Genomic DNA, 24,495 nt, shown 5'->3' with positions numbered 1-24,495 from the left:
CGGAGTGGGTGATGCGACGTGACTATCTTTCACCGTGCCCAACGACGAGGTGCGACGATCTGCCGAAGGCTAATTGATCACAAAAAGAAACCGCCAGCGGTCATGTGATTTGCAGATCGCTTGCGGTTTGATTTGCTATTGATCAGCTTGTGTTGCTTAACGCTTTTGAGCTGATGGCACAAGGACCGAAGGAACTTTGGTGGAGGGGACTTCATCTCTGGGAGCCTGCTGTACAGGCTGATTGGCTACAGTGGCTGTAGAAGATTCACACACAAAGTCAATGGTGGCTGTAGCGCTCTTATCGTCGTTGCCGTCATTGAAGCGAGAGTTGAGCAAGCGGAATTTGAGATCCTTATCCGAACAGAATTCCTGAGATTGCTGGATCAGCTCCACACGGACGATGCCGCCGTTGTCGGTGGAGTCGCTCGAGGCGCTGATCGTGTATGTGTTGTTTCCGATCTCGACGAATGCTGTTCTCGCATTAGCTATACACCCACGATGACATTTGATATAAGTCTCAGTGCAGGAATAGGGCAACGATCGTATATTCTACGATGTGTCACTAATTATAGATAAATATTGAAATTTATTTCTAGAATCTGGATGATTGGTATTTGTTTGATTATTTCAAGATCTTAGATGCTAAAAAAGATATAAAAATAGAGAACAGCATAGGCTATGTTGTTCTCTATTCTATATAAAACTGTTAGATATATCTAGTGAATAACGTAGTGGTTCAGATTTTAATGCTTTTCAATAATAGCAATAAGTTCAATTAGCTAGAGATTTTTTTGAGAGACCTTAGCAAAAATCCCATGATGGTGACACTGTTGAGATCCCAATACGATTTATCTGGGATGCGAAAGCGGATATGTTCACCATAGATTTCTCGAATGATTTCCTGGCTCGTTTTGGTGGGACTCGATAACTTTGCGTTTGTTCTATGAATTCTGATCAAAACAGAATTTTCGGGGCCATCTAACAGTCGTATGTCATCTCTTTTAATTTTTTTGTCTTTTACTTTTAAGTCATAGGAGAGGCCTTGTTTAATAGACCATTTGTTGGGAACGCTGATATTGACGTCTTGGTCTTGTTCGAGGTATTTGTAAATATCACTAAAACAAGTTTTTAGTAAAGGATTACGTATTGATGTTTCTAGTGCATAACAATATTCTGAGGCTTCAATTTTAGAACTTTGTATTGAACTAGGTTGCGAGGTGTTAATGTTGGCTTTGGTAGATTTTAAAGAATTGCCTATTGCTTCATTTGTGGTGTGTTTCCAGTTAGGGTGGGAGATATTTTTACCTAGGCATATCTGAACAGCAAGAGTTTCGTTTTTTACGAAATAGTCATATTTAAAAGTATTGGTCTGGTCGTCAATATAGTTATTCTTTTTTAAAAGTTTGCGCAGTTGGTCAGCATCTGAATTTGTTAATGATGCGCTAATTTTTTGTCTAAAGGAAGAACCTTTTAGGATTAATAATCCGTTACCTTTCAAAGATAAGGCTTCGATTCTGAGATTTCCTTGTATAAGAATTATTTTTTCAAGATTTTTATCAGCAATAATTTCAGAAGGTTCTCGATGGCGTGCAGTTAAAATGCTTTGGTCGCATGTGAGTAATATCTGCTCTATAGCTGTACAGATTAATTCATTTTGTATTTCGGGGCGAGTAAGACTACTGGAGGAGTTTTTTGTTAAATTGGCAGTAGTTTTCGATCCTTTTTGTTTGTTTGTGAGTAAAACTCGATGGCTATCGCGAGCTTTTTGAATACAAGTTCTCTCAACTAGATTGAGTAATGTATCGTTAAAGTCAGAACTGGTAAATGCTATAGCCAGGCTGTAATATTTTGTTTTATTGGGATCGCTTGAATGGTATTTAAGTCTTTCTCCGATTTCTTTAGCTTGTCCAATGTAAACAAATGGAGTTTTGTAGTTGTTCTCAGTTAGTGTTGTTTGACCAAGTAAGAAATAAATGCCAGGTTCATTGTACTGATCCCAGTTTGTAGATTTGGCGTAGAATTCATCGATGTAGAACAGTTTTGCCTTTATGTTCAAAAATGGAATTCTGCAAATAGTTAATTTATCAATGTCAAAGCTTTTGATAGCAGGAGGGAGAACAGTCGTAGCTACAGTGAATGAATTGGGCATAACAGTTTTAGAACACTGAGATTGAATGAAACCACAGCGTAACGCAAATATGAATCATCGTCAAAGTTGCAATGCTAGTAACAACGATTAATGAGGTTTCTGTTGCCAAGATTGCGTGATCAATCCCCCAAACAGGAACGGAATGTTGGTACAAATTTCATTCTGCCTTGGTGCCCTTGCCGAGAGCGGATTCAGGCCTCAATTGAAGCTCAGAACGAGAAGTTCGGAGTGAAAGTTGTGAGGCTAGCAAGTACCAAGTGATCTGCGGAATGGGCGATGTGGAGAGAATTCCTCTCACCGAGCCCGACGACGAAGTGAGGGAATCTCTTGAAGACAAACAAAAACCGCTTGCGCTTTGCGTGGAAGGCAGAACGCTTGCGGTTTCACTTGCCGTTGATCTGAGTGCTTTGTTTAACGCGGTTGAGCGGAAGGCACTAAGACCGAAGGAACTTTGGCGGAGGGGACTTCATCTTTGGGAGCTGGCTGCGGAGGCTGATTGGCTGAAGCTGCCGTATGTGATTCACAAACGAAGTCTATGGTCGCCGTGGCACTCTTGTCGTCGTTGCTGTCATTGAAGCGAGAGTTGAGCAAGCGGAATCTGAGATCCTTATCCGAACAGAATTCCTGAGCTTGCTTGATCAGCTCCACACGGACGATGCCGCCGTTGTCGGTGGAGTCGCTCGAGGCGCTGATCGTGTATGTGTTGTTTCCTATCTCAACGAAATCAGTGCGCTCGGGCGAGCCGGCGCAGCCGGCGAGAATCAGGGCTGATGAAAGAGCAATTGCCAGATTGAGACGACGGTTGAGCATTAGCTACCTCGGATTAAAAAGTACTATCTGAATCGATTGTAATTCGATGTGATCGGGTTGAAATGCAGGGAAATTGGAACAAAGTTCGGTTGACGCATATGGCGGGAACAAGGTAGCGAAGTTAGCTCCTATCTGGGTTAATTTAGCTATAGTAATGACGCATTACTAGTTGATTTGAGTGTATATGCGAAAACGCTCAGCAAGATAGTCCCTATTAGGAGTGACTCGCAGTGATCCAAAGTCAAGCTCCATACCGTCAATGCTTTGAAGACTTTGTCGTGTTTGGTTGTTACCACCGTCTCGGAGTAAACGCCTAGATATGCTGACCTTGCCGTCTGGGCTAATACCGAGAAGGTTTTGGTCAAAGGCAGCGTGAAAGAAAGGGTTGAGAGCAAGCCCATTTGATTGCTTCAGTCGCTCATAGGGGTGATCTGCCCAGGGGAGGATATGAGCTGCTTCGACTAGACTTCGGATGCTGCACCCGGAGATGGCGCAAGTGCAATTGAAATTCGCGAGAACGGCCTGACGGAAAAAGCCCTGCGAACGTCGACGCTTGCAGAGGATTTCTACTTCCGATTCACCGGGGAGTGTTGAATCTACCAGTAAGTCGCTGTAATTATCAGGACTTGATGGAGTGGAGGAGGAAGATAGGTTGCTGTCAGAAGTGTCAAGCCAGTCAGCGAGCTCAAGATCTTTGTTAAAGTGATTGCAGGCGATGTCGACAGCATCGTTCATCAGTGGTAACAACTGGAGCTCTTGTCCGTCGGAATATTTGTTCCATACCAGACGATCAAGTTCACTTATATGGTTAAAACCTCTCCCAGTTGCTCTCTTGTCTAGAGAAGCGAAATTATGGAGCCTGCACTTCACAGCTCCAGGTGCTCGGCCAATTATTTTGGCTAAGCCAATGATCTGGGGGTTGTTAGCTTTCAACTTTGAAGATGGAGTTACCGCGTACAGGCTCAGGGCAAGCGTAGCTTCAGGTAACGACCAAGCAAGCGGACGAGAAGACATTGTTTTTCTATTAATCAATATGTGCTTGAGGCACCTCAGGCAATCGAACTCCGAGTAGCCAAAATCCTAACCAGTTCTTGCTAGACCTAATTTGGTTAAAATCGATTGAAAGTGGTGCTGATGGATTTAGTGTCGGATGAATTACTAGGCATGGTAATAGGGTTCTCGACAACTCTTTAGACATTCCCCACTCGTACAGTTTTTCATGAACAGGGGCAAAACGAGCGTAGCCGGATATTTGCCTGGCATCGTCACGAGCAATTGAACTTAAATCTTTGTCATAAATCATTTTATATTTAGCATCAGCAATTGCAAAGCGAGTTTTGAGATGCGGTTCTAATGCTTGTATACTGAGCAAATAATCGAGTTCTTGTTTCCCTACATTAAGGTGATAGGCAACTTTATCTTCCGGTTCAATTGCTGATTGAATAAGCGAATATACATAAAGTTCGAATAACTTTGGCATATATAGCCAATGGGGAAGAACAGTTGCAGAATTTTGGCTACGAGCATAGCCAACAGACTCCATCGCAAAGATGCGACGAGTCATTTCAATAGCAATTGAATAATCTTTAAAGACTGGATTCGTTTTAACAAAGCGAGGCCGAGTTGACTCGTCTGTATCTGAGACCTCTTCAAAAGCAGCAAGCACGAACTGGAAAAGACTGCGAATCTCTTTACTTTTAAGCCCGGACGGAATTTTACCCAGGATATTTCCTGCTGCGCGAAGTCCGGCTTTAAGATATTGATTCTCATCAGTATCTCTCGTGAAGCCTACAGGTTCGCAAACAATTCGGTCTGCTAAATGGGCAGAAGGCTTTGAAAAAGTCTTGCTCCAGAGTATTCGGCCGCGAAGCTTGCGTTTGTAAATTTCCTGATGCGCAACGTATTGTCGACGAAGCCCTTTACGAGCGATACGTTTTAAGAGGGCAAGGTATTCAGCTATAAGAAACTGTCTGACACCGATTGCATCGCCTCCTTTAGGAATTGGCATCGCATCAGAAGAATATGAAATTAGTCCCTCGTAGTGAATAGAATCGAACTCAGCAGCTACAATTTTATTTAGCATACCGAGTACATCGATTTCGAAGGTTTGGGATTTTTCTTCAGAGTTTTTATCATGGAATACTTTTTCGATCTTTGGGTGTACTCGCACAGCAAGAACGCCCGTGATGATCCAGTCAATGCCAACGAAAAAAGTTGAAGAAATTCTTAGCGTGAAATTTTCTCCTCCCAGCTTTTCAACCAGGATTGCCGCGGGCTGGTCGTTCCCTAATGGATGAACACGACGCAACTCACCATTGCGGTGAGTTGCGAGTGTCTCAACGACTCGTTCGGCTTCTTCTTGATTGCCATCAGCAGAAAGTTGCTCTAGAAGAGCTGAACGAGTTAGTTCGAGTGTCTTGTGTTCGAAGAGTTCAAGAATCTTCATGCTTTCACATGTTCTTTTTCGATATTTTCAATAGCTTCGATTGCTTCCGGCTTAAGCACTCCATCACGAATGTACTCTTCCAGAAGAGGTCGTATTTCATAACGCCATCTATAGCCAATATTGCACCTGCTGTTAGTAACAAAGTAACTGTGTCCCGGCCATACATCTTCAGGGTTGTAGGCCTCAGAGAGATACTTCTCATTACGTTTTACAGGTGACGCAGGGGTGTCAGGAAGTCTCTCGATGAAAAGCCTACTTACGTCATTGAACAGTTCTTCTTGGAATTCGAGACTATGCTCTTTTTTATCGGATTTAAAACTGAGAGAGTGCGGACGCACTCGTACGAAAGCAAAGCGCCTTCTCAGGGCGTAATCAATACCTCCAACGCTCCTGTCGGCAGTATTCATAGTGCCGATAATGTACAAATTTGAAGGAACTGTAAACTGGGTGCGACTATAGGGCAGCATCACTGAAATATCGCCGCGTTTGTCTGCCTCGATCAATGTAATTAACTCACCAAATATTTTGGCAATATTGCCTCGGTTGATTTCGTCAATGATTAAGACGACAGGTTTTGTACGCGCAGTAGAATCAATAAGGTTTCTTTCAGAAAGAATCCCTTTAAGGGTAGAGACAGGAATTTTATCTTCTAATTTAAAAAAAGCCTGACGGAAAATCTTATCAGCGTAATATGGCTCAGTTGAAATCCCTCCAGCAGACTCTTCAGTTCTTTCGGTAGAGTCCTCGGACAAGAAGAACCATTGGACGGGGCGGGTCAATACATATCTTCCTTCAGCTTCATCAATTGTATGAACTGTGATTTCGTTCTCTAACACCTGGCCAATGGCGTCAATACGTTTCGGTCCGCAGAATGAAACAACAAACTGACCTTTCTTGGGATTGTTAAAGAATTTATTGAGATTTCTATTTTCAATATCTTCAACATCCTCGTCGCGGTTTCTAGCTTTTACCCACTTGACGACTTCTTCGGTTGTTGCAAAATTTAAACCGAGTTCGGTTGTCTTAATTTCGATTCTTATTGTTCCCACGGAACTTTTATCTTTCTCGGTTATTTTATTAAAACTTAAAGTTTGAGCTTCTTTGTCGCCCACAACGTTATAGATGCAAGCACGAGCATCAGGACCGGAATCCAGAAGGCGCGGTAAATTGGATTTTTGCGAATCTTTAGCTTTTTCGTCGTTCTGGTTTAAGGCGGCAGCGCAGGCAAGCAGAAAAATCCCGTCGCGGCGTTCAAATTCTCCTTGGTTTGCAGAAGAGCCACTGGGGGCATCATCTCCAGTGTGCGCAATGGGTTTATAGCCCTCGACGAAGTCTTCGTAGTCAAGAGAAGGGTGAAAAGTAGTGAAGAAAACACGTGAGCCGACGAGTTCTTTATATTTTTTAATTACGTTGGCTCTGGACGTATCACTATCAAGCACACCACACAATCGAGTGACAATCTCAGGGATGCCATAAGTCTTCCCGCACCCTGGCGCCCCTTGCAGAACAATGTTTTTTCGTGCACGTAATACTTTTAACGCAGTTGCCAGATCATAATCCCGGGCTTCAAGATCAAGATCTGCCCAAACTGGCAAAGTTGCTTTGACATAATCGTGAGTTGTTCTCCACCAATTATTACTGAGGCTTTTGTTTTTATTTAATTTATTTAAAAGTTCAGGTGCATTTGAAGAAGAATCAGATCGAGTAATTCGAATTATATCTGATTTACTGCAGACGGGTAATAACTGAGGTTCTTCTATAGGCTGATAAAGAACCATTACGCGATAAAGGCGAAAGTCAGTTTTCTTTTTCCTGTTGTAATTATTTTTTGATGCTTCTTCAGCGACAGTGCAAATAAGATTTTTTGCATTTGGATTGTCTTTCAGAAGGAAAGCGCAGCTATCATTGTCCTCTTCTGTGGTAAGGCCAAATTGCAGGACTGCATCATCTACAGCTTTAAGAAACTTGACCAGGGTCTCAGGATCTTCTAGTGCTTCGGGAAGAGTTGCCACTGGCCATGCTCGTATAAACTCTGTCCATTTTTGTGTCGTGCGATTTTTCCATTGCTCGAAGTCCTTACAAGTGGTCAGCAGTTCTGTAATCAGAGGTGAAGTCATTAGCATGAGAGAATCCTTGAATTTTTAACCGGAAATACTCGTAAGTAAATTTTAGAAAACTGCTATGATTTTACGGAAGTTGCAGAATTCTTGAAAGTGTTTATGCTCAGAGTTCTGTCCTAAGTTGAACTCAAGTTTGCCAGAGACTACACTTAACGCAGATCATAATTACCTTGATTCCTAAATCTCTCAGATCTCACGTAACTATTACCAAACGCCGCCCCATAGAGGCTTGGCCACATCTTGGAACAACTTGTTCCCTCATCCTCCCATGAGTACCGATCTTGGTTTGACTGCATTTTACGAAACCACACTCTTAGAAATTCTCACCCGTAGCTTTCTTCGCGGTCGCCCGCCCATCGACATCCCGCCGTACCAACGTCCTTACCGTTGGTCGATCAGCGAGGTTCGCAAGCTACTGGACGATCTCGACAGCTTCCGCTACAACCCCGAGACAAAAGAGTACGGCGAAGGCGCCAAGTATTACTACGGCACGATCTGCTTTCAGGCGTATTACGATAGGCAGGCTCACCAAGTCAGCAAACTGGAACTTATCGACGGTCAGCAGAGGTTGACGAGCTTTCTGATTCTCATTAAGGCGCTTCTGAATGCTACGGAGCAGACCAAGACAGAGAAAATCGTCAATGCGCGTAATGATCTGATCAAATTGCTTCACAATGGATCGGAGCCGGACCAAGGTGATAAGGATTGGCATGGCGAACAATGGCAGCCTCAATACGAGTACCGCCAGCCTCAGACGCAGGAGCACATCGCAACGATTTACCGTGAACAGATGGCGGAGTATCTGCGCGTCAAAGAACTCAGCGAGCAGGTGGCCATGCCGACCTGTGGCGAGAACGTTCAAGGCGGTGATGGCAAGCCGGAAGATGTTCCCGCTTACGTCATCGACTTTTTCAAGGGCGAGATCAAACGCCTGAGCTACGCGCTTACGAATGGTGTTTTTGCCGTGCGTATCATCCGAACCCGTTACGATGCCGAGCTCTTTTTCCAATGCGAAAACAATCGCGGCAAGGTTATGCAGCTCGTTGATATGCTCAAGGCCTATCACCTTCGCATAGCGCTTGCTGTTGAGAAATCAGATAAGGCAGTTACGCTCAAGACGATCAAAGACATCTGGCATACGCTGACTGAAACCAAAGAGCGCTACGAGCGTTTCAGAACAACCGTCATCGGTTTGTTGCTGATTCGCTTGGGCGTGCCCTATTGGTATCACTACGACAAATCAAACGTTGAAAAGCTCAAGGGCATTCATGGCACCTACAAGGGAAACCTCGTCGTCGATGAGAAACTGAAGCTGACAGGCGTAGGGAACGAATCTGCGGGAGGCACTTTTCTGCCCGATCTGATGATGCCCGTAACACCTGGGCTGCCGTTTTTCCAGACGCTCGCGTATTACCAGCGCATTGTTGAAGCGCTCTACAGTTCAAGTTGGTTTAGCAAACACACCGACGGCGGATCGAGCGCGGATCCGGAACCTTTCCGCAATATGTTCCGTGACATGGTGCTCAATAAAAACTGGTATTTCAATGACAGTAATGCAATTGCCGTACAGGCTGCTGTCTGCTGGCTTGATCGCTTTGCGTCCGTTCGACCGAATCTCGAGGCCTCGTTCGAGGAGGACGTTGACCGTCTCATCAAAAGCTACAACAAGGACATGGACTTTCTTGTCTACGTTCAATCGTATATACGCCTCTTCAAACGCCTGAGGGTGAGGTTGACGGTTAAGCGTGACAATGTCAAGAAAGACATCCTTGTCTTCGGCATGTTGAAAGGCAGCCGACAGGTCGCTTTTTTCAAGCTGGGAAGCCCCATGGAGAATTTGATCACGATACCGTATCGCACCAATAGTCCTGCCGAGTGCCGCCGCGAACTCGAACGGCTGACAAGTCCCGATATGGTGAGTTGGGCGATGGTGGGTGACCGACAGCAGACCTACCGCGATTACGTTGAAGCCGAAAGCTTCGTCATTGTGCAGGACAACCAGGAGCAGTCAAAATGAGTTCGAAGTTTGAGGCAAGTTTGTTATCCGTGGCCGAACTTCAAGCGATCGATCCGACAAGTGCTGAGGCCCTTGTTGTGCCAGCTTATCAGCGAGCGTTTTGCTGGACGGATAAACAGATCGAAGTGTTGGTACAGGACCTTGTGACGCACTTTACTCGTTACAGTGAAGACGAGACTTGCCGCTATTCTCTCGGCACGATTGTCTGTCACCAACGAGAGAAGCTGGAAGTGCTCGACGGGCAACAGCGCTTGACGAGCATAGATGTGCTTCTGGCGGTGCTCGGCCGACGAGAAGCGGATACGGAACAAAATCCTGAATTTTCGGTTACGGAAGAAGAATTCCGTAAGTGGGATCCCACTCTCATCAGGGAGTACGCCAACCTGACGCTGGAAGAGGGGAAAGATATTCGGGGACCGAATATCAGCGAGAAGATTCTCTCGTCCGTTTGCCACAAGATCAACGAGGCCGTGAGAGAGAGACTGATTTTTTCGAACGAAGAAGGAATTTCGCCGATTGAGAAGTTCATCGACTGCATACGCAAGAGCGTCTGCGTTTTGCGTGTGATTCTGCCCATTGACGATCGGAATGCCTACGAGGGGCCTGCCATGTTTGAAATCGTTAACATGCGAGGACAGGCCTTGCGTTCCATCGACATTGCCAAGGCGACGTTGGTTGAAAAACTTAAGTTTGCAACAGATGCCGAGCGTCTTGCCTTTGACCGGCTCTGGACCGGCGTGGCCGGTTTGCTTCGTACCACTCCTCAGACGGAAGCAAAAGGTATCCTCGAAGCCATGCACAAAGAGCTCGCAACAAAGACTGAAGCTTCTGAGCCCGACGATCGGGGCGGCGGCCTTAAATTCAACGCCATTGTTGCGAATGCGCGTCACGCACTGAAGACGAAGCTAACCCAAATCGCGGAGTCCGAGGAAGATGACAGCTCGGATGAAAAGCGTTTTGTCGTTGATTTCGAAAATCTCTTCGTGATCGCCAACGAGATATTCCGTTGGACCAAAGTCAAAGACGCAGACGAAGCGAAGTACGAGACGCTCAACATCCGTCCGAGACCCGGCGAGACCGAGTATCGCGGCTTGCACGAGCGCATCGTTGTCGGTAAGGATCTGAATGTCGATGACGACAAGCTCGATCAGGAGCGGCACAAGGACGTCTGGCGGTTCATGTCGGTTCTCTGGATTGCGGCGATCGTTGCACGTCAGGTGAATGATCTCAAGAATCGTGATAGCACAACCAAGAAACCGTTTGAGTTGTTGATCGACACTTTCTATGCCGCCAACGGTTACCAGTATTCGGGGCAGTATTGGCTACTGTCTCTGGTACATACCGCAGTCAACGAAATTTACCCTGATACCGATCGTCTCCCCGAGACGGTCGAGGCTTTCGTTTCAGAGTACCGCTCGACCAAGAATCTCTCTGATCAAGTGAACAAAAGCTTTAAGCGCGGCTACTTATGTTTGTTGCTCTGGGGATTGAAGCGATTCAATTGGCCTAATGAGCAGGGCTCGATGACGGAACGCGTGATAAATGTTGGCAAAGACGAAGGTGTAGATAAGCTCAAAAATTCTGTCATCGACGAGTTTAAAGTTATTGAAAAGTGCCATGAGTCGGACGCGGAATTTGAAGCCTGGCGGTATCCCGAAAACGGCGTTCGTTGGAAGCTCTTTTTCACTGATTGGTTGCTGTGGGTTGATTCGGGTAGTAGGTTTTTGTATTTGGAATCTCAGTTGCACGAGCATTCCGGTCTCTTCAAGGATTTTTTAGAAATAGAAGGCTCGAAAAACGACCCGTTGAAAGCTTTCCGCGAGGACTTCGAGTCTAAGGTTTACGGCAAGGACCAACCCGATAAGATGCGCATCGTGTCGCGTTCACAGATTGAACATTGGATCGCACAGGATACGGCGGATTTGGTAGGCAGGGACGAACTGCACCACTTCGGCAATCTGGCGCTCATCAACACTTCGGAAAACATTTCAAACGGCAACAAGTCGACATCGGATAAGAGTGCCCCTCGGCAGCTCGGAAGCAATCCAACGGCCAAGTTGCTGTGGCTATCGATATTTGCCAAGGCCGGTGCAACGGATCAGGAGAGGTTGTTCGATAGTCTTTGCACGGCAGATATGACGAAATTCTGGGCGGACTACATAGGTTCATTTGCTAAATACGACTGGCCGACCTCGTAGTTAAGCACTTCGAAACGGTGACCTTACAAGCAGAACTGCCTGCTAACGCCATTGGTTGTTGCCTGAATCTGAGTGCGACAGTGTCGGATGCATCAAGGCGTATAACAGCCTTCTGAATGCGCATAGGAGGCTGTGTGTCGACACTGGTGACCTTTGTTCTGGTCATGTTTTTATGGGGTTGGCAGGGATTGCAGTTTTGACAGTGATCGGCAGTTTGAGTTTCTTCCTGATGACCAAGCTAATTAGCGACACTTCCGATCCGGACGGAGCCGGTTGTTTGGTTGCCATCTTTGCGATGGTGTGTACCTTGATTGCTGTACCTGTTTTGAATTGGCTTCGAAAATAAGAGGAACTTCCACTTCTGAGGACCATGTATTCATTGGCTCAACAGCTTGATCCGTTGCAAGAAGAGCAATGTTGCTAAGTCAGGTAAATGACAATCGAGCTACGCGAAGTCTGCCTCGAACAAAGAAGATTCTCGGTCAGTACAGTGACCTTCCGATGCGAAAAGTACCAAAGCACTTGATTCTGTCCAACCTCAACGGACAGGCATCCCGATGATCCGCCCTGGTACAGGCGTAGGCAGATGATCGTCCCGGTCCTTTTGTTCATGAAGATAGGCTTCAAGAACGTCGACTTCGAGTGGGCCGGTTTCCTGAATCTTGGCGTGTTGCCCGAGCATCGAAAAATGGTCGCCCCCGCCGAGAAGGTAGGAGATCGTGACGATGCGATAGAGGTTCTCGGGCAGAATCGACTCCCAGGTTCCTTCTTTCGTGCGTATCTCAGCGGACACGATGCGTTGTCCCACGGGGGCAACAGGATTCAGTCGATAACGAAGCCCCGCGGTCTGCAGGACTCTCGGGCCGATCACGTCGGGCTCCGAGATGCCGTGTTCGAGTGCCTCCCGAAGCACCGCGCCCGAGACCTCGGCCAATTGAATACGGTTACCGAACGGGTGAATGTCGAGAAGATCGGCGTAGGTGACCGGACCGATGGGCATGGCGGCCCGAATGGCACCGCCGTTCAAAATTGCCGCAACCGCACCTCGTGACCGGCCCCAGGCAAGAAACGCGTCGGCGGTAGTCATTCCCGAGAGGCAGTCGCCTTCTCGACAGGGATCGAGCCCGTCGGGAAGCGTTGACGTGTTGACGCCCACGAAACGCTCCTGATCGGCGCGAATGGCCTCAAGTGACCGAACAACGAATTCGTGCATCGGTTCGTCGCGACGAAGGCATGGTACGAGTTCTTCGAGGTCGCCCTTAAACTGCACGATGCGACCCGCATCGTCAAAAGAAACAGAGAGCCTTCCGAGATAGCGCGTCGAGCGACCCGCTTGCACCACGAGCGTCTGTGAACCGTCGTCATGCGGAATTACGGTCGGGTAGGGGCCTTCCGAATGCGGGTGATTTCCGAGAACGCTGTGGGTGTGGCCTCCGACGATCACGTCGATGGCAGGCACGGCTCGGGCAAGCGCCTGATCGGCCTCGTAGCCCACATGCGTCACTGCGATGATGTGCGTCACGCCCGCTTTTTCAAGTTTCGCTGCGGCACGTCGAAGCGCCGTCGTACGGTCGGCAAAATTCGTTTCGTGGCAGGCTTCGGAAATGTCCTTTCCTTCATCGTTGGCAAGACCGATGATGCCGACCTTGACTCCATTAAAGTCCTTTACGACGGTTGCAGGAAGCGGCGCGGTTGAGAGCGGGCAGGCGGGATTCTTTTCAAGATTCGCGGCGAGAACCGGGAAGGGAAGGGCCTTCACATACCGGGCAAGTGTTTCGCATCCTAGGTCGAATTCGTGATTACCGAGTGTCACCGCGTCCCAGGGCATGCGTCGCATGGCTTCGCGGGCCCAAGGCATGCCGCCCGTTCTGAAAAAGTGAGTCCCCTGCCAAAAGTCGCCGGAATCAAGCGCCAGCACGGCTTTGCCTTGAACCTTCGCTTTTGCTTTCTCGTCGGCTACGAGCGCCGTAACGCGTGCAAGTCCGCCCACTGCGTTGGTGTCGTCGTAGACGGGGCCGCGGTCATTGACGCCGGCCGCCGCCGAATGTACATCGTTAACGTGCAGGATCGTCAGGTCCCAGGCGAATGAGGCCGGGGAGACGAAAGATCCGACGAGCGAACAGGTAGCGGCAACGAAAGCGCGTCGTAGTGAATGAAGTGGAACGTAGGCAAGCGACATGGCGTTTCCGAAACAAGGTGCGAGCATTCTACTTCCCGAGACATCATGACGGCCTTGCCGAATTGGTGAGAGGAGAATGGAGTCGAGCCGTCGCGAGCTCGTGGCAAGTCTTTGATGCGTAACAGAGACCTGTTTGTTCCATAGTGATTCGTCCAGATCAGGCTCTGCAAGGGAAAGCTCACACTTGTCAGTAAACTGGGCGATTGCTCAGTTATGCGTGTTAGTTGATGCAAGAAACTCAAGCATTCTTTGATTAACTTGCATCAACCAACATCACTCACTACAAAATCCACCGTTTCGGATTTCCCATCCCTGCAGCCTTCAAGTTCGACTCGACAGCCAAACGCTCGACAAAATCCTCGGTCCCCGAAAGTTTCCTGAACGCCGCTTGACGGCCCACGGCCGCAAAGTCACCGGGCGTCAGATTCCCAAAGTCGGCCACACGGTCAAGCGCTTCGACGCCATCAGTCAAACCAAGCTTGCCCGCATAAGCCTTGGCCATCGCCACGGCCTGTTCGGGGCGCAGGTAGTCAAACTTCGTCTTCAGATCAAAGCGACGCAGACACGCAGGATCCAGGTCGTCCTTCAGATTCGTGGTTGCGATGAAGTAACCGCCGTAGCGTTCCATCTGAGCCAGCATTTCGTTGACGGCCGTCACTTCCCAGCTGTACCGAGTCGCCTGGCGATCACGAAGGAACGAATCCACCTCATCGAGCAACAGTAGAGCACCGTCGCGCTGCGCCGTCTCAAAGGCATCCGCAATGAGTTTCTCGGTCACGCCCACGTAGCAGCTCGTGAGTTCCGCACCGGTTTTGCGCATCAGCGGAATGCCAAGTTCCCGAGCAACGTACGCCGCATAAGCCGACTTTCCCGTACCCGGAGGCCCGTAGATGCAAAGACGCCCGCAGCGAGCAGCACGCAACCCTTCGAGCAGATTTTCGAGATCCAGCTCAGAATTGACAAACTGAGGCTCGTAAAGCTCCGGCAACAGTGTGTTGTTGTCAACGACGCGTCCCATGTGCTGTGCCTTGAGCATCTGGTCGGCCATCTCGATGATCTCGTCCTCAGAAGGAGACTCGGATGTTTTGCCGGTTTCGCGAACGATGTCCGAAATCGATCGAATCACGGCGCTCGAGAGGTTTTCCGTCAAGGCAAGCCTCTCCGTCGTGCCCTTCGAGAGTCGGTGATCAAACGCTTTGTCGATCATCTCGCGTCGATAGGCAAGCCCCGGCGACTTCACTTCAATGACCATATTGAAGCGCCGCAGCATGGCCGGATCGATGTTGTGAATCGAATTGGCGGTCCAAAGCGTGACAACCGGATTTTCTTCCAGTAGGCGGTTGATTTCTCCCTTGTTGGTGCGTCCGCTGAAAAAGAACGATCCCAGATCGTTGAAGACGTCTTCGGCTTCGTCGATCACCAAAAGATTGGTGTTGGTTTGCGAAAGGACGTTGCCCGCAGCCTTCCAGAACTTCAGTCGCGAGGTTCGCTCCTCCTTCTTTGGCGTTTCCTTTTCGGCGAACTGCACTTCGTAACCGGTGAGACCCAGTTCCTTGGCAATGACGCGCGTAAGTTCCGTTTTGCCGCTGCCCGGGGGTCCGTAAAAGAGGATGTTGACGCCTTTGCGCTCGCCGGCTACGGCAGACTTGAGGTAGGGGAGAAGAACGCGGCTCACGATCGGCAGATGCGGAAAATGTTCGACGCTCAAGGTCGGTTCGGGTGCCGGCAAAAACGACTCCTGCAGCAATTTGGACAAGGACAGTTTCACGCTTAAGGTTGAAGGAGACAGCACTGCCCCCGGAACAATCTGCTCGCAAAATTCGTCGCCCGATTCACCGTAATCCAGAAGACCGATGGAAACAAGTTTTCCTTCGGCGGCAAGAGCCTTCTTGACGTCTTCGCGATCAGCGTTCAGAGCCAGAGAGAGCGTATCGATGACGAGTGTCATGCCTTGCTCTCCGTAGTCGAACAGATCGCACAGCAGTCGGTTGACGAGCTTCACGTCACGGGCACAGTAGACGAAGGCGAGAATGCGGGTTTCCAGATCCGAGAGCTTGAAGTTCTCCTGAAGCAGACGAAGGTTAGCGGCAAAGGCTTCAGGCAAAGCGGAGAGTTGGTCGGAGCAGGCCGATTCCAAATATCGCAGTTCACGGCTTAAGGCACGCGGCATGCCGTTTTCCAACAACTTGGCGGTAAACGGATGGCCGAGAAAAGGGCGGCAGTATGCGCCGATGGTCTCCGGATGACGCGGCTGCACCGTCAGGAAAGGCATCAATCCGTCGATAAAGTTGTATTGAGGCCAGACTTCTTCGATCAAATATCGGATGCGTTTTTCGGGAGCAATGACAGCATCCTCATCGAGTTCCATCTCGACGTCTGTAACCGCTTTGATGTCTTTGACGGCGCCGGTTCCCAAGAACTTCTCATTGTTGAGGATCAATGCTCCTAGATGCAGGTGACGACGAAGTTTGAGTCCCCAGAAGAACTTCGGCAAGGCGTCGTGGGAGTACATGTCGTTGCGGGCTACTTTTGCCCACAAGTCGCCATTGCACAGCAATCGCAGCATCCAAAGGTTGATAACGGAGTGCCCAATGTTGGAATTGTTCAGGTTCAAAGACGTGGCGCGATCAGACATACAGCACTTTCTCATTATTTATTTCGTGAAATTCGACAAGTGCAGAATAGGTCTCGATGCGTCAACGATTGACGCATGGAGCGTTCGTTGATCAACTGATGCGCAATTGTTTCCCCTTTTCGCTTTTTTCGTTGCAATGCGACGCAGTCTGTCGCATCCACTCTTACGATCTCCGTCAACGAAATGTTTAAACACCGTCAGCTTATGCGAGCGCACGGTTATGAGAAGAGAGGAGCCGGCATAGCCGGAAAAGACAAATGGATTCGTGCACCGACATTGACGACACAGTAAATGCATTCAATTGCAACAGCGAGCCCGTGAAGCATCTCATCGAAGGGTTAAACCTCAAAGCTGAAGACTTCCGTGAGCGCCAATTCGACTTGCACGGCATCACGGTTACGCTCGATCGCGTTGAAGCGGAATATCCGGTTATCACTGCAGAAGGGAAACCGCGTACCGATTTCTATCTGGTTCTCTATTGCAGGAAAGGAGATCAAGAGCACGACGTGCTGGTTCGTTTCCCGTATGACAAGCAAAAGCAGGCGCTTGAGCTCTACGAAGCTCTTGACTATTGCGACTTAAACCGAGCCGCCTGCCTGTGGGACAGTGACGAGGACGAAGACCGCGACGATTATTGGGGTTGTGTCAAAACCTTCAAAGCGGACAAGTGCGGCAATCCGTTTTCGTTGCTCAACGCCGTCTGTCATTGCTCCGAAGGCATTCAGGATTTGCTCAAGTGCCGAGAAACGTCTGATCCCGAACCGGTTGCACAGTCGATTCGCGACTTTGCGTCGTGTACTGACTTCATGGTCAACAAGGCACTTTCGATCATGCAGGACTACTGCCGAAAACAATGTTCGCCCTCAGGCTTCGACGTCTTCTCCACGCCCGTTCGTACCGGGGGCTTCAGAAAGGACATATGGCGAAGCTACGTCTTTTGCGACGAAGAAAACGGCACCTATCGCGGTGCGTTTCACGTCACGTTGAGAGGTGGCCAGCGCGGATGGCTGATTGCCAACAATGAACAGAAATTGCTTGCTATGGCAGATCGTTATCCGAAATTGGCGGAGCTGGTTGCCGACTGGCTTGAAACTGCTCGCGAACAACGAAATTTCAAGCCGACGAGTCTTTATCCGCTCGAAGAGTTCTACGCCGGGCGAATGCGGGATCTCTTAGTTTGTCTTGCCCGCGTTGCCGAAACGCCGGTCGTGCCGTCTGACAGACAGGAGGCGGCCGACTTTATGACTTGGGGACTGGAGGAAGCCGAACGCCTGGGCAAACGATCCTTGGCGATTTTCAAGGGCTATCAGCAATCCAACTCTTCCGCCACAACATCCTGACGGTAACCACATAAACAAACGTTAGCTGCCAAACGATCGGCAGCAAGGAGACAAGAAATGGGATTTTTCCCGCGTGAATTCATGTTGCGCAAAGTCAGGCATCACAATTTCTACGAACTTGCCGACAAGCTCGAGTCGGTGTCTTTGCTTGCACTGTTCGGCGGCCGCAGAAAAGAGGGGGAACTGTCTCTGGATACACTCGAGGACGTCTTTATCTGTCCGCTCAAAACGGAAAAGGCCGGCAGTCTGATGTCGCGAGTACAAAACAAGAACGAGGCCTCAATTATCGTCAAAGAGGCATCCGTATTTTTTGATCGCCTGGCTCGACACCCCGACGTCTGGATGCGCGAGATTGCCGCTGCCGGTCACGGTCTTTCAGAGGAAGCAGTGCGACTGCTTGCAAAAGATCACGGGTTCGACGTCTGCAACGTGCTTGCAAAGAATCCCGAAAACCTTTTCAAGCTCAATGTTGAAGAGCTCATCGTCTTCGTCAAGCGCGATGAGGCGATCAAGTCTCAGGTGTTCCAAAACCTTGTGCACTTCAGCGGTTTCTCGGAGGACATGATTGAGGCCGGAGTCATCGACAAGCTCAAGACTTTTGTCGAAGCGTTTACCAACGATCCCGATGGAGATCTGAGGGAGACGCTCGAGGAGCTGCGGATAAGAATCGAAGAAAACGACTTCGTTGCACCGAAGACGGCCCATCTGCGTCGCCGAGAGAATCTTTCCTGCACGAACCCGTACGGACGCATCGGCGAGTACGTATTCGCCATCGGATTTGTCAAAGTCGACAGCGGAACCAATGCACTTGAAATTGATCCCAACGAGCCGATTTTCTGGCTGCAGGTATCGGTTCACTCGTCTCTGGCGTATTGGGACGAGCAAGGTGTTCAGGAGGAATTGCTCACGCGGCTTGCGCAAAGCAAGTCGTTTGACGTTCGCCGCGAACTCTCAGAACGCCGAGATTTGCCCAAAGCCGTCGTGGACAAGCTCAAGACAGATAAGTCGTTCATCATCCGCAGCAATCTGTTGAGCCGGAATTCAGCCCAACATCTGACGGACGACGAAATCCGAGAAATACTGCGCGGCGAGCTCGGCGTCATGCGCGACTGGGACGATTGTTTTCCGTTTGACAAACGCGTGGAGGCGATTGCGTTGGAACTCTTTACAAACGAAGGCCCGGACGGATTAATTGCGCGGGAATCCGACAAGCAAGGCGTATAGCAGGCAGAACACAGAGAGTGAAAGTTCGGGGAGATAATAATGGGCAGCACCGTCTCTGCAGTGAAACGAGTTCAATTTCGACTTAGAGCGGAGGACAAGGGCCTGCTGCAATTGGCTGCATCCTACGAAGGCGAGTCTTTGTCTGCCTTCATAAAAATCCTCCCGACACGCATGGCATCGGGAGGAGGAGGGCTGTCAGATTGCCCGTCGTTCGGCGTTAGCGGCCGTTTAATTTTTCAAGGGTACGGCGGAAAATGCCGAAGGCGGTTTCAAGACCCGTTTCGTCGAAATCAAATTCGCGCTGATGGTGAGCCGCCGTTCTGTCGGCGCCGACAACGAAGAATTCGGCCTTGCCGCCGTGAGCCTGAACGCGTCGAGCCAGAAGCGTGAAGTCTTCCGAGCAGCCTAGTTTCTTGCGTTCCACAACGTTCTTGCAGGTGGGTTCTTCGTGAGCGCATTCCGCAACAAGATCGATCAGCTCACGATCGTTAATCATTTCACCGGCTTCACCGACTTTTTCCACTTCGTATTGAACGTCGTAGGCCAAGGCGGTGCCTTTGACGATTCTGACAGCCTGGTCAACCATAAAGTCGTTGATTTCGGCCGTTTCGCCGCGCACTCCCATTTGAATCTGAGCGTGTACGGGAATCACGTTGCGGCATTCGCCCGCGCTCATCAGGCCGACGTTGATGCAGCCCAAACCGTTGCCGTGGCCCCAGATTTTTTGAAAACGCAAAGCGCCATGCGCGTACTGGAGGACCTTCAAAAACGACCGATTATTGCGGAGCGAAGCGGACGAACGCTGATGCTCGGCAAAGATGAGAGCGCGGCCATCTGGGTGGAGCCGACGATGAGGGTGAATAATGCCGGAGCGCTTGCTGCTGCCCTGGCCGCTGCCGGTTACGCGGTCGGCGTACCGTTGTGGCAGATCAGCTCGCATCTCAAAACCGGCAAATTGGAACTTGTTCTGGAGAACCGGCGGATCGCGGCGCGTCCGGTTTGGCTTTTAAAACATCCTCACACAGAGCACAACACGCATATTCGCCGCTTGGAACAATATTTGATCGAATGCAGGGCGCAGACTGAAGGGCTTGACGCAGCGCGCCGAACGTTTGCTCGCATGTCTCTTACCGACGCGAATTAAGTTTAGGGGACGGACGTCGACGTTCTAGCGGATTCGCTATTCCGAAAAGGAATAACTGCACTTTGGGACAGTTGTCGGAATTACTCCGGCAGGCCAAGATGAGACCATGGAGCCGAGTACTCACAAAAACAAGAAGGTCTCGGCAGCTTCTCTGCCCCAAAACAGGAGAATCGCATGAGCAAATCCGAACAACAGAGCCGTTGCGCTCTTCCCTCCACACGTCGTCAGTTTCTTAAGATGACGTCCGCTGCGGCGGCCGTCTCATCTTTGTCCTGTTGGACACAGGCTCTTGCCAAGACCGATTTGGATGTTCTCGGAGCCAAGCCTGCTGAAACGCTCGACAAAAGCGTCAAAGTCGTCAACACCTATCACGAAATCCATTGCCACGGGCAGTGCATGTTAAAGGCCCATGTCAAAAACGGAAGACTGCTTGCGTTGACCTCGGCCGGTGACGTTCCGCGTTGCGAAGCGGCCAAGACGGACGAATCGATCGGTAAGATGCAGCGTCGCGCCTGCATGAAGGGTTATGCCGAACGTAAACGCCTGTACGCTCCCGACCGTCTGAAGTATCCGCTTCTTCAAACGATCGAACGCGGCAATCTTGCGGGCTTCAAGCGCATTTCCTGGGATGAAGCTATTGACCGTGCATGCGAGCATATCGAAAAGGCGAGAGCTCGCCAGAAGGAATTGGGCTACATCCCCATCTGGGAGGTTGGCAGCACGCCGCTTGCTTTCCTCGGCCCGTACGTTTCGTGCTGGGGCCATCACTCGGCCGGCAACGAAATGGATGCGCTCTATAACGCACTCGGCAAGGGCGTCAACGGGCATCCGTCAATTGACATGCTCAATTCCAAGTTCATCATCGTTTGGGGTGCCGACCCGCAAACAACGTCGCCGCATCTGCCTTTCATCATGACCAAGGCCAGAGAAAAGGGCATTCCGATCGTGGTGGTTGATCCGCGCTACACGGGCACGGTAGGAGCCATGGCAACGGGAGCCCCTGGCATTACGCCGTGGATTGCACCGCGTCCCGGGACTGACAGTGCCATTCTGGCAGCCATGGCCAATACGATCTATCGGCGCGGTCTGCACGATGAAGCGTATATCCGCAAGTATTGCTTCGGCTTTTTCCCGGGTGACACGGTTGTCAGTCATTCTCCTGCGAAAGATCCGATCACGGGCAAGCCATGGAAGGGAACCACGTTTACGACGCCTAAAGGTCAGTCGTTTGTGGAGTATCTCGATGAACTCAATCGTGAACACGGCGGGGAAGAGGGCGTGTTGCGCTGGGCCTCTCTCCTGTCGGGTGTACAGGCCGAAACCATTGAGGCTCTGGCTGTGACTTACGCCAAGACCAAGCCCGCTTGTCTGCATTCGACATGGACTTGCGGCGGTGCGCAACGTACCGGCAACGGCATGTACCATGTTTGGCTGTTGCTGTGTCTGGCGGCTATGACCGGCAACGCAACGGTTCGAGGCGGCGGCATCGGCGCTCTGGCTCCCGTTGACGGTATGGCGGTCAAGCTCGGCAAGGCGCCTGCCATGTGCAAGGGGAAAAAGCACAGCGCATTGCTGTTTTCTCAGTACATGCAAAGCAAAGTGTTGCTGACAGGCCGCGATTCGCGTACGCCCGAACAAATTCGAGCCGACGTGCTCGGCATCAACGGTATTGATCTGGGGCCCGACGCCAAGATTGAAATTGATATGGTTTGGCGCGGCGGCGGTTCAGCCGACCCGTTTAATCAGCGCTCTTCTATCAATCCCAAGATTCTTGCCTGGAAAAAACTCGACTATGTCGTAAGCTACGAACGCTTCATGAGTACGACGGCGCGTTATTCCGATCTGGTCCTTCCGGTGGTGACGCACCTCGAAGAGAGCTTCTTTACGGGCAGTCGTGTCAAGACCGACATGAACGTGGTCAACGCCGTTGTCAATCCCATGTACGAAGCCAAGAGCGACGTTGCCATCAACGAGATGATCGCTGAGCGACTCGGCCTGGATTGGGGACGCCACGGCATGACGGACCATGATGTGATGCGCATTCAGTGGCAGGGTACGAAGTTGCCTGAAGCCTACAAGTCGGTCGATCCCGACATGAAGCTTCCTACGTTTGAGGAGATGCTTGAAAAGGCCAACCTGCAGCTGCCCGTACCGCCCGAAAAGAGCGTGATCGCAGCGGCCAAATTCGCTCCGGGAGAATTCCCGACGGATACCGGCCGAATCAATTTCTATTCCCCCTGGCTTGCGCAGCGCGGTCGCGTTCAGGCCGGTGTGGCTCGTGCCCAGTACGTGCGCCCGGCCGACGGCTACGAAGACATCCTCGAGAAAACGCCTCATGCTTCGGGTCGTCGCTATACGCTGCAGTACACGACGCCGCATATGCCCAATCGTTCGCATTCGTCCTTTGACAACACGACGATGATCCAGGACGTTTTCCCGCACGCCGTGACCATGCATCCTGACGACGCCGCAGCGCGCGGTATCAAGGACGGTGCCGACGTTTATGTCTACACCGAAGCAGGTTGCATCAAACTTCCGGCCAAAGTCACCGTACGTCAATTGCCCGGAGTCGTATCGATCGGTGAAGGCGCCTGGTATCAGCCGAGTCAAACCGAATTCTTTGACGCCTACTTTGACGCAGCCGGTACGGGCAAGGCCGTTTGCCATCGTGTGCCCGTTGACGTGGGCGGGGCCGTCAACACGCTGACGATCGACCGAGACATCGGTGCGAGCGACCCCTACCTGCATCTGCAGACATCGAAGTCGGGCGGCTTTGCCGCCGGCGGGTGTGTGTGTGAAGTGAGCGCAACATTGCCCGCCTAACGGCTCAAGCAGATCATCAACGAATACGTCGAGGAATACGAAAATGACACAGTGGGGTTTTTACTTTAACCAGAAGCGATGCTTGGGCTGCGCCACATGTACGGTTGCCTGCAAAGAGTGGAACGAGGGACGTCGCGGCGACGCCAAGCTAAACGGTCTGACGGACAATTCTTTAAAGAGTTTGGAAACGCCGAGGGACTGGAAAGCCGGAACATCCGATAAAGCATCGAACTATGCTTTTTTGCGGCGTTTCGACATGAAGGAAAATTGGCGTCGTGTGACATTCTTTGAGTTTGGAAAACGAGCTCCGGACGTCGAGGTAGTGCCGCTTTCTATGTCATGCAACCATTGCAATGATCCGGCCTGCGTAAAGGTTTGTCCCGTCAAGGCGATTTCCAAGGAAAAGGAATTCGGTGCGGTCATTGTCGACAGCGCCAAGTGCATCGGTTGCGGAGCTTGTGCGAAGGCCTGCCCCTGGGGTGCGCCGCAATACTTCGAGGCGTTGGAAAAAACACAGATGGGTGCGCCCGATCATCCTCACATGACCAAGTGCGACATGTGCGTCGATCGCCTGCGTGTCGGACTTAAGCCCGCCTGCGTGGCATCCTGTCCCGGTCGCGCACTGGAGTGCGGGCCGATTGAGGAACTCAAAAAGCTGCATCCCAATGCAACGTTCGATGCCGTGGGCGTGCCGCGCAAACTTGTCGAACAGACAAAGCCCAATGTGCTGTATGAGGCTCGGAAGACCTTTGTGAAGTAAGGAGTGAAACACAAGTGACCGAACATCTTTCCGATCGTGTGACGGCTCTTGTGGCGCTTACTTTTTCTGACTGGCTGCTCAAAGGTGCGGATGACTCGATTTGCTCGAGTCTTACCGCAATGATGCAGACGTTGTCTGAAGGGCCTCAAACCGTGGCCAAGGCAGCTTGTCAGGCAGCACATGTATTGCGGGAAAGCTCGATTGAGGAGCAGTCCCGCTGCTGGACACGTGCGTTTTGCGTCGGCGAAGGTTCCGTGACGCCGCATCAAAGCGTGGCGGTGACGGGACTGGTGATGCAGGAGCCGCGCGATGAGGTCTTGCAGGTGATGAGCGATTTCGGCCTTGCTCCCGAAGCGGCATTGCATGAGCCGGCCGATCATCTCGGTGTGCTGTTGGCTTTCTGGGCGCGTCTTCTTGCCGCGCCCGGTCACGCTGACGCCGCGGTTTCCTTTGCTGAGAAGCATCTCTCCTGGGTTTCTTGGGTAAGAGCCGAGCTCGCAGCAAAGCAACCTGACAACGATGTTGCGATGGCGTTGGTAACTCTGCTCGAAACCGTGATAGACGACTTTCTTCGCAAGCACGTTCGAGTAACGGCTTAAAGCACCGGAATCTCCAACTGACGACCTGCCGTTATGATGTCTGTGACGGCA

Annotated in this window: 18 protein-coding genes; 9 read left to right on the top strand and 9 right to left on the bottom strand. The window is 50.6% G+C overall.

Annotated elements, in window-relative coordinates:
* The first annotated feature begins 8 nt into the window (after positions 1–8).
* The gene (locus DW133_RS10305; protein ID WP_369907957.1) at positions 9–77 is read left to right on the top strand and encodes a DUF4113 domain-containing protein; all 69 of its coding nucleotides are present in this window, start codon (positions 9–11) and stop codon (positions 75–77) included.
* A gap of 79 nt (positions 78–156) precedes the next feature.
* Here the strand turns inward: DW133_RS10305 and DW133_RS10010 are convergent, their stop codons facing one another.
* From DW133_RS10010 to DW133_RS10250, 6 genes are all read right to left on the bottom strand, one after another.
* Positions 157–537, bottom strand: a complete 381-nt coding sequence (locus DW133_RS10010; RefSeq protein WP_147408921.1) for a hypothetical protein — start codon at positions 535–537, stop codon at positions 157–159.
* Between the two features lie 238 nt (positions 538–775).
* Positions 776–2,149: a hypothetical protein gene (locus DW133_RS09040; RefSeq protein WP_118276333.1), complete on the bottom strand. Its 1,374-nt coding sequence runs from the start codon at positions 2,147–2,149 to the stop codon at positions 776–778.
* 411 nt (positions 2,150–2,560) lie between these two features.
* Entirely contained in the window at positions 2,561–2,959 is a 399-nt protein-coding gene (locus tag DW133_RS09035; RefSeq protein WP_118276332.1) for a hypothetical protein, read from the bottom strand.
* Positions 2,960–3,124: 165 nt separating this feature from the next.
* The gene (locus tag DW133_RS09030; RefSeq protein WP_118276331.1) at positions 3,125–3,973 is read right to left on the bottom strand and encodes an HNH endonuclease; all 849 of its coding nucleotides are present in this window, start codon (positions 3,971–3,973) and stop codon (positions 3,125–3,127) included.
* Between the two features lie 10 nt (positions 3,974–3,983).
* A complete protein-coding gene (locus DW133_RS09025; RefSeq protein ID WP_118276330.1) occupies positions 3,984–5,405 on the bottom strand; it encodes a hypothetical protein in 1,422 nt (473 codons plus the stop codon).
* Positions 5,402–7,528 carry an AAA family ATPase gene (locus tag DW133_RS10250; RefSeq protein ID WP_305000104.1) on the bottom strand — a complete coding sequence of 709 codons (2,127 nt, stop codon included), beginning with the start codon at positions 7,526–7,528 and terminating at the stop codon, positions 5,402–5,404. Before DW133_RS10250 ends, DW133_RS09025 begins: the two co-directional genes overlap by 4 nt.
* Positions 7,529–7,811: 283 nt before the next feature.
* Here DW133_RS10250 and DW133_RS09015 point away from each other — a divergent pair, with 283 nt between their 5' ends.
* Positions 7,812–9,542, top strand: coding sequence for a DUF262 domain-containing protein (locus DW133_RS09015; protein WP_199588869.1), 1,731 nt, complete (start codon positions 7,812–7,814; stop codon positions 9,540–9,542).
* Positions 9,539–11,740 (top strand): DUF262 domain-containing protein, encoded by a 2,202-nt coding sequence (locus tag DW133_RS09010; RefSeq protein WP_118276328.1) that lies wholly within the window; start codon positions 9,539–9,541, stop codon positions 11,738–11,740. The genes DW133_RS09015 and DW133_RS09010 overlap by 4 nt, the downstream gene beginning before the upstream one ends.
* Positions 11,741–12,278: 538 nt before the next feature.
* On the opposite strand, the gene DW133_RS09005 is transcribed toward DW133_RS09010, so the two are convergent.
* Together DW133_RS09005 and DW133_RS09000 are read right to left on the bottom strand one after the other, a co-directional pair.
* The gene (locus DW133_RS09005) at positions 12,279–13,946 is read right to left on the bottom strand and encodes a bifunctional UDP-sugar hydrolase/5'-nucleotidase (RefSeq protein ID WP_118276327.1); all 1,668 of its coding nucleotides are present in this window, start codon (positions 13,944–13,946) and stop codon (positions 12,279–12,281) included.
* A 253-nt stretch (positions 13,947–14,199) separates the two neighbouring features.
* Positions 14,200–16,554, bottom strand: coding sequence for an ATP-binding protein (locus tag DW133_RS09000; protein WP_158571182.1), 2,355 nt, complete (start codon positions 16,552–16,554; stop codon positions 14,200–14,202).
* A gap of 257 nt (positions 16,555–16,811) precedes the next feature.
* Here DW133_RS09000 and DW133_RS08995 point away from each other — a divergent pair, with 257 nt between their 5' ends.
* Entirely contained in the window at positions 16,812–17,894 is a 1,083-nt protein-coding gene (locus DW133_RS08995) for a hypothetical protein (RefSeq protein ID WP_118276325.1), read from the top strand.
* Between the two features lie 57 nt (positions 17,895–17,951).
* On the top strand, positions 17,952–19,118 hold the full coding sequence (locus DW133_RS08990) for a hypothetical protein (RefSeq protein ID WP_147408920.1): 1,167 nt from the start codon (positions 17,952–17,954) through the stop codon (positions 19,116–19,118).
* 217 nt (positions 19,119–19,335) lie between these two features.
* Here DW133_RS08990 and DW133_RS08985 read toward each other — a convergent pair whose 3' ends face one another.
* A complete protein-coding gene (locus DW133_RS08985) occupies positions 19,336–19,854 on the bottom strand; it encodes a hypothetical protein (protein ID WP_233542164.1) in 519 nt (172 codons plus the stop codon).
* A gap of 6 nt (positions 19,855–19,860) precedes the next feature.
* On the opposite strand from DW133_RS08985, the gene DW133_RS08980 reads away from it, so the two are divergent.
* From DW133_RS08980 to DW133_RS08965, 4 genes are all read left to right on the top strand, one after another.
* Entirely contained in the window at positions 19,861–20,262 is a 402-nt protein-coding gene (locus tag DW133_RS08980; protein WP_118276323.1) for a LysR substrate-binding domain-containing protein, read from the top strand.
* 174 nt (positions 20,263–20,436) lie between these two features.
* Positions 20,437–23,085, top strand: coding sequence for a molybdopterin-dependent oxidoreductase (locus DW133_RS08975; protein WP_118276322.1), 2,649 nt, complete (start codon positions 20,437–20,439; stop codon positions 23,083–23,085).
* A 43-nt stretch (positions 23,086–23,128) separates the two neighbouring features.
* Positions 23,129–23,845, top strand: a complete 717-nt coding sequence (locus DW133_RS08970) for a 4Fe-4S dicluster domain-containing protein (RefSeq protein WP_118276321.1) — start codon at positions 23,129–23,131, stop codon at positions 23,843–23,845.
* Between the two features lie 14 nt (positions 23,846–23,859).
* On the top strand, positions 23,860–24,444 hold the full coding sequence (locus DW133_RS08965; RefSeq protein ID WP_118276320.1) for a molecular chaperone: 585 nt from the start codon (positions 23,860–23,862) through the stop codon (positions 24,442–24,444).
* Positions 24,445–24,495: the final 51 nt, after the last annotated feature.

Source organism: Sutterella sp. AM11-39 (genome assembly GCF_003472385.1).
GTDB lineage: Bacteria > Pseudomonadota > Gammaproteobacteria > Burkholderiales > Burkholderiaceae_F > Duodenibacillus > Duodenibacillus intestinigallinarum.
Note: the sequence above shows the minus strand (reverse complement) of the source record. Positions and strands in the feature narration are given on the sequence as shown.